At 39.3% G+C, this 15,385-nt stretch carries 12 protein-coding genes; 7 read left to right on the forward strand and 5 right to left on the reverse strand.

Features of this window, described 5'->3' with window-relative positions; all coding sequences use genetic code 11:
* Positions 1 to 619: 619 nt before the first annotated feature.
* From BMW64_RS14330 to BMW64_RS14340, 3 genes are all read right to left on the reverse strand, one after another.
* Positions 620 to 2,854, reverse strand: a complete 2,235-nt coding sequence (locus BMW64_RS14330; protein WP_090000640.1) for an outer membrane beta-barrel family protein — start codon at positions 2,852 to 2,854, stop codon at positions 620 to 622.
* A 56-nt stretch (positions 2,855 to 2,910) separates the two neighbouring features.
* Positions 2,911 to 3,726 (reverse strand): DUF5694 domain-containing protein, encoded by an 816-nt coding sequence (locus tag BMW64_RS14335; RefSeq protein WP_090000641.1) that lies wholly within the window; start codon positions 3,724 to 3,726, stop codon positions 2,911 to 2,913.
* Positions 3,727 to 3,940: 214 nt separating this feature from the next.
* Entirely contained in the window at positions 3,941 to 4,780 is an 840-nt protein-coding gene (locus BMW64_RS14340) for a DUF5694 domain-containing protein (protein WP_090000642.1), read from the reverse strand.
* A gap of 183 nt (positions 4,781 to 4,963) precedes the next feature.
* Between BMW64_RS14340 and BMW64_RS14345 the strand changes: the two genes are divergently transcribed.
* Together BMW64_RS14345 and BMW64_RS14350 are read left to right on the forward strand one after the other, a co-directional pair.
* The gene (locus BMW64_RS14345) at positions 4,964 to 5,980 is read left to right on the forward strand and encodes a sensor histidine kinase (RefSeq protein ID WP_090000643.1); all 1,017 of its coding nucleotides are present in this window, start codon (positions 4,964 to 4,966) and stop codon (positions 5,978 to 5,980) included.
* Complete coding sequence (locus tag BMW64_RS14350) at positions 5,967 to 6,650, forward strand: LytR/AlgR family response regulator transcription factor (RefSeq protein WP_090000644.1); 684 nt, start codon at positions 5,967 to 5,969, stop codon at positions 6,648 to 6,650. Before BMW64_RS14345 ends, BMW64_RS14350 begins: the two co-directional genes overlap by 14 nt.
* A 53-nt stretch (positions 6,651 to 6,703) precedes the next feature.
* Here BMW64_RS14350 and BMW64_RS14355 read toward each other — a convergent pair whose 3' ends face one another.
* Positions 6,704 to 8,974, reverse strand: a complete 2,271-nt coding sequence (locus BMW64_RS14355) for an aconitate hydratase (protein ID WP_090000645.1) — start codon at positions 8,972 to 8,974, stop codon at positions 6,704 to 6,706.
* 102 nt (positions 8,975 to 9,076) lie between these two features.
* On the opposite strand from BMW64_RS14355, the gene BMW64_RS14360 reads away from it, so the two are divergent.
* The 4 genes from BMW64_RS14360 to BMW64_RS14375 all read left to right on the forward strand — a co-directional run bounded on the left by BMW64_RS14360 (position 9,077) and on the right by BMW64_RS14375 (position 13,886).
* Positions 9,077 to 9,874 carry a WG repeat-containing protein gene (locus tag BMW64_RS14360; protein ID WP_090000646.1) on the forward strand — a complete coding sequence of 266 codons (798 nt, stop codon included), beginning with the start codon at positions 9,077 to 9,079 and terminating at the stop codon, positions 9,872 to 9,874.
* Positions 9,875 to 10,161: 287 nt separating this feature from the next.
* Positions 10,162 to 12,267, forward strand: coding sequence for a TonB-dependent receptor (locus BMW64_RS14365; protein ID WP_090000647.1), 2,106 nt, complete (start codon positions 10,162 to 10,164; stop codon positions 12,265 to 12,267).
* Between the two features lie 321 nt (positions 12,268 to 12,588).
* Entirely contained in the window at positions 12,589 to 13,374 is a 786-nt protein-coding gene (locus tag BMW64_RS14370; RefSeq protein ID WP_090000648.1) for a hypothetical protein, read from the forward strand.
* Positions 13,362 to 13,886: an acyl-CoA thioesterase gene (locus BMW64_RS14375; RefSeq protein ID WP_090000649.1), complete on the forward strand. Its 525-nt coding sequence runs from the start codon at positions 13,362 to 13,364 to the stop codon at positions 13,884 to 13,886. Before BMW64_RS14370 ends, BMW64_RS14375 begins: the two co-directional genes overlap by 13 nt.
* On the opposite strand, the gene BMW64_RS14380 is transcribed toward BMW64_RS14375, so the two are convergent.
* Positions 13,879 to 14,235, reverse strand: coding sequence for a DUF1648 domain-containing protein (locus BMW64_RS14380; RefSeq protein WP_090000650.1), 357 nt, complete (start codon positions 14,233 to 14,235; stop codon positions 13,879 to 13,881). The genes BMW64_RS14375 and BMW64_RS14380 overlap by 8 nt on opposite strands.
* Before the next feature lie 92 nt (positions 14,236 to 14,327).
* On the opposite strand from BMW64_RS14380, the gene BMW64_RS14385 reads away from it, so the two are divergent.
* Positions 14,328 to 15,278 (forward strand): 2-hydroxyacid dehydrogenase, encoded by a 951-nt coding sequence (locus tag BMW64_RS14385; RefSeq protein WP_090000727.1) that lies wholly within the window; start codon positions 14,328 to 14,330, stop codon positions 15,276 to 15,278.
* The last annotated feature ends 107 nt before the right edge of the window (positions 15,279 to 15,385 follow it).

A 15,385-nucleotide genomic window follows, 5' to 3' on the forward strand; every position in this document is an offset into this window, starting at 1 on the left:
TGGCTGAGCGGAGTAGAAGCCACCATTCAACGGGGGATCACGCTCCCTTGTCATCCCGTAGGGATCTAAGCCTGAATCTTTCCAGGATAATGTTAACGATGCCGAGATTCCTACGGAAATCACAGATTCGACGTAGTCAATGACAAAGTGTGTGGGGAGTTTTCGGGAGTTTTAGAGTATGAGCGTTTCGGCGTCTTAGGTTTATGGATATTTCTACAGAACGACAGAAAGTGGTCGACTGGCAGACCTTGAGGTTCTCGAAGGGTCATTACACGGTGGCTTTGACTCCGCTCAGCCACCATTGAACAGAGGACATCACGCTCCCTTATCATCCCGTAGGGATCTAAGCCTGAATCTTTCCAGGATAATGTTAACGATGCCGAGATTCCTACGGAAATCACAGATTCGACGTAGTCAATGACAAAGTGTGTGGGTAGTTTTCGGGAGTTTTAGAGTATGAGCGTTCAGCGTCTTAGGTTTATGGATATTTCTACAGAACGACAAAAAGCGTTCAGCTGGCGGACCCCTGAGGTTCTCGAAGGGTCGCGTTACAACTGGTGGCTGAGCGGAGTCGAAGCCAAAAATAACGGCTCCCAAATCGGAGCCGTTTATATATCGATTATTGTCCCTGTTGCAGCACGCCGCTGCTTTCTTCTTTTTTGGTCTGGTTGAGGATGTTGGCATCTTCCTTGGCCAGCTTGTTTTTCGTCGGAATCTTGTAATTGACGGAAAGACCGAAGTTTCTGGTGTCGTATTTACTTTTGATGTAAACCGATTCACCCGTAGGAGGATTTGACCGTACCTGCATCACCTGTCCGTTGAAGATATCATTCGCAAATATGGAAACGGTTAAGCGATTATCCATGAATTTCTTTGTCACCGTGAGATCAAAAGAATTGTTGAACGGTTTCTCGGCCGTGAAATAGAAATATCCCGCTTTTGGGGTAAGGTAACTGTAATTGGCCGTCAGCTTAATATCTTTCGGTAAAATGATCTGCGTCATGATGTTGAAGATCCAGAAGCCTTTGTTATTCAAATTGTCAATATCATGTTTCTGGTACCCGGCGTATAAGTACATGAAATTAATTTTATCGGGATTAAAATTAAACTTCATGATCTCACTCAGCGGTTTGCTGAAGATCATAAACGGAACAGGCAATCCGACATTGAAATTATGAATTCTCATGTCTGAAATATTAATCTGCTCGTTGAATAAATTCCTGCCGTCTTTCCTGATGATCTGTGCCACCTGGTTTTTTGCTGAACTCACACTATAGCCGATGAATGCATAATCGAAAGCTGAAATCTTCAGTTCATAATTATCGAAGATCGTCGGCTGGAGATTCGGGTTACCGGTCACTTGGGTGTTAGGTCCCTGGAAGGTCACGTTATTCGGGTTTAGCGCAGAGATACTGGGTAAGCTTATTTTTTTGTTATAATTGGCTGCTACATAAACCTGGTTCATGAGGTTGTACTGAACACTGGCATTCGGGAATAATTTAAACTTATTGAAAGGAATAAGATCGGCTTCCGTAAGCACATTATTTTTGTCGTAATATCTGGTAATCCCCGAAATGTCATAGTTCTCGGCACGGGTTCCCAGGATGAAATCAAATTTTTTCAGCTTTGCCTGGAATTCAAGATAGGTAGATGTTGTTTGCCTTGTGTAATCGAGATTGGTGATGCCTTTGCTTTCAGTATCAAACTTCTGATGTTCGTACAACCCGCCCAAGCTTACTTTTCCCCCGTCAAGAAGGTTGAGTGGCTGTGAATAATCCACTTTGAAATTGGCAATTCTCATGTCGGATTTATTATCTAAAACATTTCCCAAAGAGATCCGTGGTTCCGGAGTGTTTATATCTTCATAGGTTTTATCTCTGAAAATATTATCCTGCGCAAACTTATTATCGGATTTGGTATATCCAAACTGGAAATCCAGTTTCTGAGCTTTGTCGGTAAAGCGCTTTTGGTAAGTCGCGACGGCTTCCTGTCTTGTGGTAAGGGTATGGGCCGCATCGGATGCGTCAAAACGGAAATTCCGGTACGTATACGCCGCAGGGTCGGATCCGGGGATCTGTTGTTTTTCCTCGCCGATACCGTCGCTTAAGGTATAATTGTCATTGTTGTTATGGTAAATATTATAGTTTAATAACAATCGGTCTTGTCCCAGATCAAAAGTGATCCCCGATTTGGCGAAGTAGCCTCTTCCGAATCTGTCGGTATTGCTGGTCAAGAGATCGTCCTGTTTGCCACTCAGCATACTTTCACGGTAGTTCTGACCAATATTTAATTGCCATCCGAAGATTTTATTTCTTGCATTTAAATTTAACGAGTTGCTCGTTCTGCTTCGGAATTTATCATAGTTCGTGAATGAGTAGTTTCCGGAATACGTAGCCGTTAAATATTTATTGGCGTTCTTATTGGTGATGATGTTCATGATGGCGCCTCCTGAAGTAGCGGGAAATTCGGCCCCCGGCTGGGTAATCACCTCAATTCTGTCTACGGAATTGGCGGGCATTCCTTCAAGGAACGAGTTAAGCTCATTGGAAGTGATATTTAAAGGTCTTCCGTTGAGGTATACATCGAGCACTTTTCCCTGGTACATCATTCCGGCGATATCAGTAGATACCAGCCCCGGCAGTTTCTTAATCCCTTCTAAAACATTACCGTTATTAAGCTGTGGCTGCTCCGAAAAGTCGAAAATCGTACGGTCGGCTTTCTGCTCAACGGCTTTTTTAGTTTTGGTGATGGTGACCCCTTCAATTTCTTTTTCTTTAACCTGGTTATTGGTCTTTTCCTGAGCGTACGTAAAGACTGCACCCAGAAACGATAAAGCAATAATTGTTTTTTTCATAATGTCTTGTCGTATCAGGTTAGACGCATGAAAATGTTTTTTGTTACAGGGGTAACTTATTTTATATACTTTAAAACAGATTCGGGTCTGTATTTGGGGCTTCGTTTCAGAAAATCCACGAAAAATGCGGTATGGGTAGCTCCCATAAGCAGGATGATGCGGTCATTTTCATTAATACTGATCTTATTGAAGTTGGAAAACATCACGAGGTTCCGGTGATACATCTTTGCTGCTTCGTAGGCTCCTTCGTTCCCGTCTTTTGTGGAGACATAAGTGAGCATATCTGCATTGATGTTGATCAACATATCGAGCATCTGCGAATCATTATTGAGTTTAAACAATTGGCGGAAGGTCATTTTATCCTCAGGATATTTTTTCTCGGCAGCGTCTACAAGTTCACCATATTGCTCATAGGTTTTGTCATCCCGTTTGTTTTTGAGATGATAGTAGAGGCTGTAGTCGTAACCTTCCTTATAATCTATACCGAAGATTTTAGATGTATGGGAAAGTCTTCCGATTTCGAAGGCCAGTAATTCTATTTCGCCAGGATTTTCATACTTCTTTTCAGGATCGTCCAGGTATTCTGAATAGGCTTTAAGAAGCTTTTCATTGTTTTCGGGCAATTCTTCCACAACGATAATGGTGGGTCTGAAGGCGGCGATCTCTTTTGCAACCTCATGGATTCTCCGTTTATTTTCTGCGCTGTGCTCATCAAATGCTGTTGTATTGGCATCAGATGTCGTTCCCATATGGAATGTAGCGATATTTAAGACAGGAACAGCGTCATCCAATTTATCTTTAAACGGAAACTGCTGTGCTTGTACGGAAACTGCGAAAGCAAGGGTAAGCAAAGTTATATGTATGGTTTTCATAGTAAATGGTTATAGAAAAGGGAAGGTTTGTGACATAAGCAATAAGTTTGTTTAAACTTTTTATCTAACCACAAAAGCCAGAAAAGATAATCTTAAAGCATTGATTAGAATATGCAAAGTTCTCAAAAGAATAAAATCAAAGATTTTTTTAAAACTATTGTGATCTTTTTCATTTATACTCATCAACAAAGTTGATTCTCAAAAATAATATGCCTTATTTCAGAGCATCGAATTCTACATAATTGAAGTCAGGGGAAGAAGTGAATAGCTGTCTCAAAACGGATGCGTGGCCATTGCCGACAATCACCAGCAATCTATCTTCCGGATTATGCGGAATATTCTGAATATTTCTGAATATCCTCAGGTTCCGGTTATACCAGTATAAGGCCAGCATATCGGCGCCGTCATATTTTCTCAGCTTAAAATCTCCACTCAGATAAGCCCCATATTCATGTTGATGATATTCTTTTCCGTTCATATATTTAAAGAGATCCAGCAGCGATTTGAAGTTTTTGGGTTCTGTGCTTTTAAAGAAAGCATCATATTGTTTCGAAACAGGATCATTACTCAGGAAATCATAGTCTGCACTCAGATTCTTAAAATATAATGAGTCTGTCTTTCCGAATTTTTCCTGCAGATCATCCAGCACCGAATTCGCATCAACGCTATACAGCTCGTTTATTCCAAGATCTTTTGCAATGCGCATGGCAAGCTGATAACGCTCGTCTCTTTTATCGGTATGCTTACCTTCTTTATATTCTTTTAATTTCTGGTTGGCGTTCCAGTCGGGATCTGCTTCGATGGCAATTTTCGTAGGCTTGAACTTTTTAATGTAGTCTACAAGCTCAGTGACTTCTTTTGCCGTTTTAGGGGATAGTACATCCACCTGATCTCCTTTTTCTGTTTTATGGGCATCGAGATCCGGATAATCGAAATGGAAGGATCCTACGACGAGTACTTTTGTTTTAGAACCTGGAAAATATTCTGCGGGCTTTTTCTGTGCGGTAATGATTGTTGATAAGCAAAGCAAAAATGCGCATACTAATGTTTTCATAATTATTGGTTTAATGAATGATTACTCTGTACTGTTCTCTGCAAAATTATCGTTTGCCATTAATAAGAAGTAATGCATTTCGGCCAACCGCAATAAAACAACCACGAAATAGATTGATCGGGAAAAAAGAATAGTTTATCGAAAATGCAGGGTACATTTTCGCAGAAAATCTATTTTTGCTGTATGAAAACCAGTAAACTCCTTTATCTGCATATTTTCTTTTGGGTGATCTATATCATCGGGGCGGTTCTGATTCCCTATTTTGTATTCTATTCCAATGCTACCATATTTAATATAACCTTCTTTATCACCAGTATCATCTGCTTTTACGTTAACTATTTTATTGTCGTTCCCAGATTTTTTGAAGCTGACAAAATTTATAAATCCATTGTTGCTTTTTTCCTGAGCGTAAGTTCTTTTGTGTTGGTAAGATATTTTGCAGAGGAATGGTTTCTGCCTACTTATTTCGGAATCAGGAATTATTCGGAAGATACCGATTTCGGCTTTTATTTCTTCGACAATATTTTTTACAGCAGCACCACGATCTTTATCAGCACTACGTTCTGGTTCTTCAAATATTCCATCATTGCAGAAGAAGAAAAATCTCAGCTCATTGAAGCTAAAAAAACCGCGGAATTACAGGCGCTGAAAACCCAGATCAATCCTCATTTTATCTTTAATTCTTTAAACAATATCTATTCTCTTGTATATCAGAAATCGGATAATGCACTGCCTGCTATTGAAGAGCTGAGCAGGCTGCTCCGGTACAGCACGAAAGATCTCGGTGAAGACCAAATTGCTCTGGAAAAAGAGATTGGCTATATCGAAAGTCTAATGGCGTTGGAAAAACTCAGGATTAAAAATCCGGAACTGCTGGTGTTTGAAAAGAAAATCCTTCATCTGAATCTCAGCATTTCACCGATGATTCTGGTTCCGTTTGTTGAAAATGCTTTTAAACATGGTGACTTCAGGAATAAAGGCTTTACCATGAGAATTTCCGATGAGAATAAGATCTTGCACTTTTATCTTTCAAACTATAAAACAGGAAAGATGAAAGATACCGTATCAGGAATTGGTATTGACAATGTAAGGAAAAGGCTGGAAATTTTATATCCTCAAAGATATACCCTTGATATTAAAGACCTGGAAAAGGAATTTGTAGTAGATTTGAAAATTAATTTAAGAGATGAAAACCATTAAATGTATTATTGTGGATGATGAGCCGCTGGCCATTTCTCTGCTGGAAAATTATATTCAGGAAATTCCTTTTCTTGAGCTGGTCCTCTCCTCTGAAAATTCCATTGAAGCTTTGGAATATATTCAGAATCATGAATGTGATCTTGTATTTCTGGATATCCAGATGCCGGAACTTACCGGGATCAATTTCATGAAAATCCTTGGCAATAGGATGAAGTATATTTTAACAACCGCTTATTCCGAATACGCTTTGGAAGGCTATGAACATCATATTGTCGACTATCTCTTAAAGCCGATCTCCCTTGAACGTTTTCGTAAAAGTGCGGTAAAGGCGCAGGAGCGCTTTTCATTAGGTAAACAGGCGCAGGAGTATTTCTTTGTAAAATCTTCCGGAAAACAGCACCGGATCGGTTTTGAAGATATTTTATATATTGAGAGCATTAGAGATTATGTCAATATAAAAACTGCTGAAGAGGAATTCATCATTTTAGATACTTTAAAGTCAATGGAACAGCAGCTTCCTGAAAGCTCTTTTGTAAGAATTCATAAATCTTTTATCGTTAACATTAATCATATTAAAAACATCGGAACTAAAAAGATCATTATTGGCCCTGACCACGAGATCCCGATCGGTGAGAATTATAAGATGAATTTTTTAAACCGCCTCAAGTAAAAAAGCAACCCCGATCCGGAGTTGCTTTTTCTATCATTAATTAAATCTAACAATTAATTTTTTTCTTGTTGCTTGATAAGGTTTAGTGCAGAACCTGCCTTAAACCATTCGATCTGCTGATCGTTATACGTATGGTTTGCCATAATGATGTCTTTGCTTCCGTCTGCGTGTACGAATTCCAAAGTCAGTTGTTTTCCAGGAGCAAATTGCTCAAGATCTAGGAAATTAACTGTGTCATCTTCCAACACTTTATCATAGTCAGCTTCATTAGCGAAAGTTAACCCAAGCATCCCTTGTTTTTTAAGGTTCGTTTCATGGATTCTCGCGAATGATTTTACCAATACTGCTTTTACGCCAAGGTGTCTTGGTTCCATCGCAGCATGCTCTCTTGAAGAACCTTCACCATAATTCTGGTCTCCTACAACGATTGAAGGAACTCCTGCAGCTTTGTAAGCTCTTTGTACAGCAGGAACTTCACCATATTCACCGGTAAGCTGGTTTTTCACTTTGTTGGTTTCCATGTTGTAAGCGTTTACGGCTCCGATCAGCATGTTGTTGGAAATATTATCTAAGTGACCTCTGTATTTCAACCATGGTCCTGCCATAGAAATGTGGTCGGTTGTACATTTTCCGAATGCTTTGATCAAAACTTTAGCACCTTCAATATTTTTACCGTCCCAAGCCGGGAACTCTTCTAATAATTGAAGTCTGTCTGAAGTAGGACTTACATTTACCACAACGTGAGATCCGTCTTCAGATGGAGCCTGGTATCCGTTGTCTTCTACAGCGAAACCTTTTGATGGCAATTCAGAACCTTTTGGCTCGTCCAACTTGATCTGCTCACCTGATTCGGTCGTTAAAGTATCTGTGATTGGGTTGAAGTCTAATCTTCCGGAGATTGCTACTGCAGCAACCATTTCAGGAGAAGCTACGAATGCATGGGTATTTGGGTTACCGTCTGCTCTTTTAGCAAAGTTTCTGTTGAAAGAGTGAATAATAGAGTTTTTCTCTCCTTTTTCAGCACCTTCTCTGTCCCATTGTCCGATACATGGTCCACAAGCATTGGTAAAGATTCTTGCATTCTCAAATTTTCTGAAAGAATCTAAGAATCCGTCTCTTTCAGCAGTATATTTTACCTGCTCAGAACCTGGGTTGATCCCTAAGATTGCTTTAGGTTTTACGCCTTTGGCAACGGCATCTTCCACGATAGAAGCAGCTCTTGATAAATCTTCGTAAGAAGAGTTGGTACAAGATCCGATCAACGCCCATTCAACTTCAAGTGGCCATCCGTTAGCTTCTGCTTTTGCTCTGAATTCAGAAACAGGTGTCGCCAAATCCGGAGTAAAAGGTCCGTTTAAGTGAGGGGTAAGTTCAGAAAGGTTGATTTCTATTAACTGATCAAAATATTGTTCAGGGTTTGCATATACTTCAGCATCACCTGTCAAGTGTTCTGCAATCTGATCTGCAGCATCCACTACATCCTGTCTTCCGGTAGAAGCAAGATATCTTCTCATGGAATCATCATATCCGAAAGTAGAAGTGGTAGCACCGATTTCAGCACCCATGTTACAGATTGTTCCTTTTCCTGTTGCGGAAAGAGATTCTGCACCTTCTCCGAAATATTCTACGATACATCCGGTACCTCCTTTTACGGTAAGGATACCTGCAACTTTAAGGATAACGTCTTTCGCAGAAGTCCATCCTGACATTTTACCGGTAAGTTTTACCCCGATAAGCTTAGGCATTTTAAGTTCCCATGCCATACCTGCCATTACGTCTACTGCATCAGCACCACCTACACCGATAGCGACCATTCCTAACCCTCCTGCGTTTACCGTGTGAGAGTCAGTTCCGATCATCATACCGCCCGGGAATGCATAGTTTTCCAGTACTACCTGGTGGATGATTCCGGCTCCCGGCTTCCAGAAACCGATTCCGTATTTATCACAAACAGAACTCAGGAAGTTGAAAACCTCCGAGTTTTTATTGATACCTTCTTGTAAATCTTTATCAGCACCAACCTTTGCCTGGATCAGGTGATCTGCGTGAGCAGTTGAAGGAACGGCTACTTTAGATTTTCCAGCCTGCATAAACTGCAGAAGCGCCATCTGTGCAGTTGCATCCTGCATTGCTACTCTGTCCGGTGCGAAGTCTACATAAGAATTTCCTCTTTCATAAGCCTGTGTAGCATTACCTTCCCAAAGGTGAGTGTATAATATTTTTTCTGATAATGTAAGAGGTTTCCCCACGATCTGTCTTGCGGCTGCAATCCTTTCAGGGTAACGCTCGTACACTTTTTTGATCATATCGATATCAAATGTCATATCTCAAAAACGTTTTAAAATTATCAAACAATTATAAATGTTCCCAAAAGTACGAATTTTTAATATTTTATAGGGGTTATATTATTTAGATTCTTTATAAATATGAATTTTATAATTTCTATTTTTCAACGTATTTTTGCAGACAATATGGGTATAAAAAATATAATTCAGGTTTTAAGTTTGTTGATTTCGGTTGCTGTATTTTCTCAAAAATCAACTCCGAAAAAAGCACCTGTAAAAAAGAAAGTGATCGTTGCGAAGGAAAATACTGTTTTACCTGTTATTAATGAAGACCTTCCTCTTTTAATTCCAAAAAAGAAAGATGGTAATTTCGGGTATGTCGATCAGAAAGGAAGATTTGTTATAAAACCAGAGTATCATATCGCGGTTTTCTTTTATGAAGACTGCAACCTGCTGAATGCTCCGGATGAAAAACTGAGGAAATTCGGAACGGCGGATTATGCAACGGTGGAGAAAGACGAAATCTCATACAGAGTAGATAAAAAGGGAAAAAGAGTATACCGTTTCAGGCAGGAAGATCTCGGTAAATGTGTGCACAAAGAATATACACAACAGCTTTATCAGGCTTATGTTTTAAATGGATTCTACGGAATTATTGAGAAAGCTACTTTTAAAGACCCGGCAGATTACAGGCAGTTTCAGATCTATCCTCAATACGATTATCTGTTCATTCTTGAAGGTGATGATGTGGCCAATCCTATGATTATTGCCTCAAAAAACAATATGTTTGGAGTTATTGATGTTCACAATAGAATTATCATCCCTTTTGAGTATGACGACATCAAACGTAACTTCAGCTGGAAGCTCGGAAAAATGTTTGATGTTTCCAAAGATGGCAAAAATTATTATTACATCGACTCAAAAAACAGGACTTATTAGAAAGAGGTACTGAAAAAACAGGGTTACATTAAAAAATAATTCAAAATTCATTCTTAACGGTTGATCTTCTGTGCCAATATTTTTGTACTTTTGCGGCAGATATAAAGGGGTGCTTTAATAAGCTGAGATTATACCCAATGAACCTGGAACGGGTAATGCTGTTTAGGGAATTTAAAAAATGTAACAATAGAACAGTATAACATGTTTATTGTTAGACTGGTAAACTGATACATTTTTACATTAATTTAATCCGCCCCTTTTATTCATTAAATGTTAAAATTTATAGAATGAAAGGATTATTTTTTTTAGGCCTTACCATAGGCTCAGTGGCCTTTATCCAGGCACAGAATACCGATTCCTTAAAAATAAAGGAAATTGAAGCCGTTAACTTTACGAAAAGACTTCCTGTTGCCAAAGAGATCATTAATATTCAAAGAGATTTAGACAGTAAAAATCTTGGGCAGGATCTTCCGATTCTCCTTAAAAATCAAACGTCTGTTATTTCAACTTCCGATGCAGGAAATGGTATTGGCTATACCGGTTTCAGGATCCGTGGGGTTTCGGGAAGTGGCATCAATGTGATGATGAATGGAGTGCCGTACAATGATTCTGAAAGTCAGGGTACTTTCTTTGTGAATGTTCCTGATCTTACAAGCTCTGCGTCGCAAATTGTCATTCAGCGGGGTGTGGGAACATCGAATAATGGAGCTGCGGCTTTCGGAGCAAGCATTAATGTGCTTTCAAAAGATCCTGAAGACAAATTTTATGTAAAAACAGATGATAGTTATGGATCATTTAATACCTATAAATACTCGGCAGAAATAGGTTCCGGGAAATTCTGGGGAAATCGCCTTTCGGTGATGGGAAGATATACGCATATCAATTCTGATGGATATATCGATAGGGCATTTTCAAAGCTAAATTCTTACAACTTTACGGCTTTGTACGAAGAAGGAAATACCAGAATCCGTCTGATGGCTTTTGGTGGTAAAGAGAAAACCTACCAGGCCTGGAACGGAATCGACCGAAAAACTTGGGAAACTGATCCCAAATTCAATTATTCCGGGGCGATATACGATGCCAATTGGGAAAATATTGTAGGCTTTTACGATAATGAAACAGACAATTACCGTCAGAATCACTATCAGTTGCTTTGGCAGCAAAAATTTAATGATAAATGGAATCTTGAAACTACCTTTCACTATACAAAAGGAAAAGGATATTACGAAAATTATAAACAGGGTGATCCATTTGCCAGATATAATTTGCCGGATTTTAATGGGGAAGAATATTCAGATTTTATCAGAAAGAAATGGCTGAATAACGATTTCTACGGAATGGTATCAACTCTTTATGGAAAACTGGGAATTATTGATTTAAATTTTGGGGCAGTGGCAAACCAGTACTACGGAAGGCATTTCGGAAATGTGACCGGCGTTTTCCTTCCGCAAATTGATGAACATGAATATTACAGAAACCGCTCGGTTAAGAACGAAGTGGCAGGTTTTGCAAAAGCATTGGTAAGAGTACATGATTTTGAATTCTTCGGAGATCTTCAGCTGAGAAATGTTGATTACGATACGAAAATCATTACCTCAGGAGATGATGAAGGCGCCAATTTGGATAAAAACTGGCTGTTTTTCAACCCGAAACTGGGAATCAATTATAAAATTGGTAATGGAAAAATCTTTGTTTCCTACGCCCATGCTCACCGTGAACCGAACCGTGACGACCTTTTGGCAAACAATGATGTAAAAGCAGAAAAACTGCATGATTTTGAAGCCGGTCTGGAAAGGCAGTTTGGGCCTGTGTCTTTTACCGCAAACTTATATTATATGTATTATGTTAATCAGCTTGTCCTGAATGGTGAGCTGAATAACGTAGGCGCATTCATCAGAACCAACTCAGGGAAAAGTTTCCGCAGCGGTATCGAGTTGGGTGTCCTTGCCAAAATTTCCAAGCAATGGGAACTTACCGGGAATGTGAGTTTCAGCAACAACCGAAATTTAGACTTTAAAGTGGAAAATGAAAGTGGTGTGCAGGATCTCGGGAATACTCAGATTTCCTTCTCACCAGACGTGATCGCCAATCTCGGGATCAGATTTAATCCTGATAAAAACTTTCAGTTTGCCCTTACCAACCAATATGTCGGAAAGCAGTATCTCGACAATTCTGAAGACCAAAATCTCCAGCTGAAAGATTATTTTCTTACCGATTTTAATGCTCAATACCAATTCAAAATTCATAATAATGACATCGCCCTCAAGCTCTTGGTAAACAATATTTTCAATAAAAAATATGTGAACAACGGCGCTGTGTACGATGGCTCTCCTTACTATTTTTCCCAGGCGGGAACCAACTTTATGTTTGGGATCAGCTGGAAAATTCAGTAATTTATCAGGCTATATTGAAATAATTATAGTAAAAAGTAAAGTTAGATTTTTAAGGCTGCTTCGGCGGCCTTTTTCTTTTTAAGAAGCTGATCCCGCTATCCACTGTATCTTTTGGGTTACGGCCTCCTGAACTGCGTTCGTAAATTTTCAATTTATACTCCGGCCGCAACCCAAAAGGATGCCGTTTCTATCGGGGCTAGGGTAGTGTCGCGATAACAATTCAAAAGTTTAAACCGGACTTCTAGGTGACATCCGTACTCATTGCCACACTGAAATAAAATCTCACAAAAAGTCATGAAAAAGTCATAAATTTGCCACCAAATGAATATTTCAGCTTACATTTTAGAATATTTGAAACAGTTCGGAACCGTTACCGTTCCGGATTTTGGGATATTTTCGTTGGAAAAGTCCAAGGCAATTATCAATTCCGAAAATGGGAGCATTCTTCCTCCTGCAAGTAAAATTGTTTATACACCCGATTACAGGGTAAAATCTGACGATCTGGCTGCTTTTATTGCCAGTCATAAGCAGATGACTCTGGAAGCATCGGGAACAGATCTGCAGATTCAGACCGATTTCTGGAAGAAAAAACTGCAGGCCGATCAGATGCTGGAAATTCAGGGGCTGGGTACGATATTTATTGAAGATGGTGAAACTCATTTTAAAGGAAACCGGTTGCAATCAGATCATCCGGATTTTTATGGGTTGGAGGAAATTAAATTTTCAGATATCAGCAACAAAGAATCTAAAACTGCCACTGCCGGAAAACCAGAAAAAGATTACAAGTTTAATAAGTCTATTCTCTGGATTTTCCTTATCATTATTCCTGTTGCGGGAATTTTGTATGTAGCGTTTACACAGCAGGAACTTCTGTTTGGGAAAAAATCATTTGATCCCGCCACGGTTTCGGTACAGACTACAACGCACAGGATTCCTAAAGATACGCTGAAAGCACAGAAAGTGATTCCACCCATACCAGCGGATTCTTTAAAAAAAGATTCCCTAAGAAAAGATTCTGTAGTAAAACAGAATATTCAGCCCGCATCAGGCCCTGCGGTAAAAACAAAGGCCCCCTTATACAACACTAAAAAGAAATGGCAAAAATAAAAAAAGCGTCAGAATCCCTGACGGTAATGACCAATATTGTCCTTCCCAATGATACCAATCAACTGAGGAATCTATTCGGAGGCGAACTGTTGGCAAGGATGGACCGATGTGCATCTATCTCAGCGACAAGACATTGTGAGCGAAGAGTAGTAACTGCTTCGGTGAACCATGTTTCATTCGATTATCCGATTCCTGAAGGCGGAATCGTCGTAATGGAATCTAAAGTGTCAAGAGCATTCTCTACTTCCATGGAAATTTATGTGGACGTATGGCTCGATGATCCTATCAACCGCAAAAAAATTCAGACCAACAAAGGAATTTACACTTTTGTTGCGGTAGATGAGTTTAACCGTCCTATCCCGATTCCGGAAATGGAACCGGAAACTGATCTCGAAAAAGAAAGATACGCGGCAGCTTTAAGGAGAAAAGAACTGTCTTTGATCCTTTCCGGAAGAATGAAGCCGTCTGAATCGATTGAGCTTAAGAAGCTTTTCCAGGAAGATTCTAAATAATTTCTTTCAGTGAAAGGCCACAAAAAATTAATGTTACAATTACCGATAGAACCGACATAAATGCTTGTCGGTTTTTTATTGCTGATTCCGAAGAGGTTTCCAAATAATTGTTGCTTTTACTAAACATTTTCTCTGGAAAGAATATCGGTACTGCAAAAAGACAAAGAAGTATGAAATTAACTCCTGCTTCAAGCCATAAAAAGTTCTTGCTTCCAAAACCATCCGGCCCATTCCCTGAATAATGAATGGGTATAGTCTCCGGCACAGACGGAAATTTTACACTTAACACAATGACAGATGCTAAAAGCAGCAGTATGGAGATTCCGAAAATAATTTTATGTAGCTTCATGAAAGGGAATTGAAAAAATCTATCCTGCAAAAGCGGTTTCTAAATCCTTGTGACTTACCTTTGCATCACAAATATAACGAATAATGTCTTCCATGAAAATATTACTTCTTGATAAAAATCATCCTCTGATTACGGAACAGCTTTTAGCCAAAAAATTTATTCTTGAAGAAGATTTCACCTCTTCCTACGATCAGGTTTGTGAGAAAATTGGAAATTATGATGGGGTAATTATCCGAAGCAGAATCCCTTTAGACAAAAACTTTTTGGAAAAAGCAAAAAATCTGAAATTCATTGCAAGAGTAGGAGCGGGCATGGAAAATATTGATATTCCTGTAGCGGAAAAACTTGGTATTCAACTGATCAACTCTCCGGAGGGAAACCGTGATTCTGTGGCGGAACATGTTGTCGGTATGCTGCTCATCCTTATGAACCGTCTTTTTATTGCCTCTCAGGAAGTAAAAAGCGGCATCTGGCTTCGTGAGGAAAACAGAGGCGATGAGTTGCTGGGCAAAACAGTTGGCCTTATCGGCTATGGAAATATGGGAAAAGCAACAGCAAAGAGACTTTCCGGTTTTGGATGTAAAGTGATTTTCCATGATATTCTTCCGGGTCTTTCTGACGAATATGCGACACAGGTTTCTCTGGAAGAACTTAAAGAAAAAGCAGAGGTTCTAAGCCTTCATATTCCGCTGACTGACGAATCGTATTATCTGATCGACGGTCCTTTCATTTCAGATATGAAAAATGACTTCTATTTCGTAAATACTGCCAGAGGAAAAAATGTGGAAACAAAAAGTCTGGTTGAGGCCATAAAAGCAGGTAAAGTAAAAGGAGCCTGTCTTGATGTTCTGGAATACGAAAAGTCATCTTTCGAAAAGCTGGAAGCCGAAAATGAAGATCTGCAGTTTCTCCTTGAATCTGAAAAAGTAATTGTTACACCGCATATTGCCGGCTGGACTATTCAAAGCAAGGAAAAGCTCGCCCAGGTAATTGTTGATAAAATCCTTGCGCAATTTTCAGATCATTTTCAGTCAATTCATTAAGTTTAGAAATCGATCCTTTGAGTTTTATTTTATGTTAAATAATTCATAATTTATAGCCAATATTCAGTAATTATTTTGAGTTTTATTAAATTGCCACTCATTTTTGA

This window comes from Chryseobacterium taichungense, from assembly GCF_900109935.1.
In the GTDB taxonomy this organism is placed as follows: Bacteria; Bacteroidota; Bacteroidia; order Flavobacteriales; family Weeksellaceae; genus Chryseobacterium; species Chryseobacterium taichungense.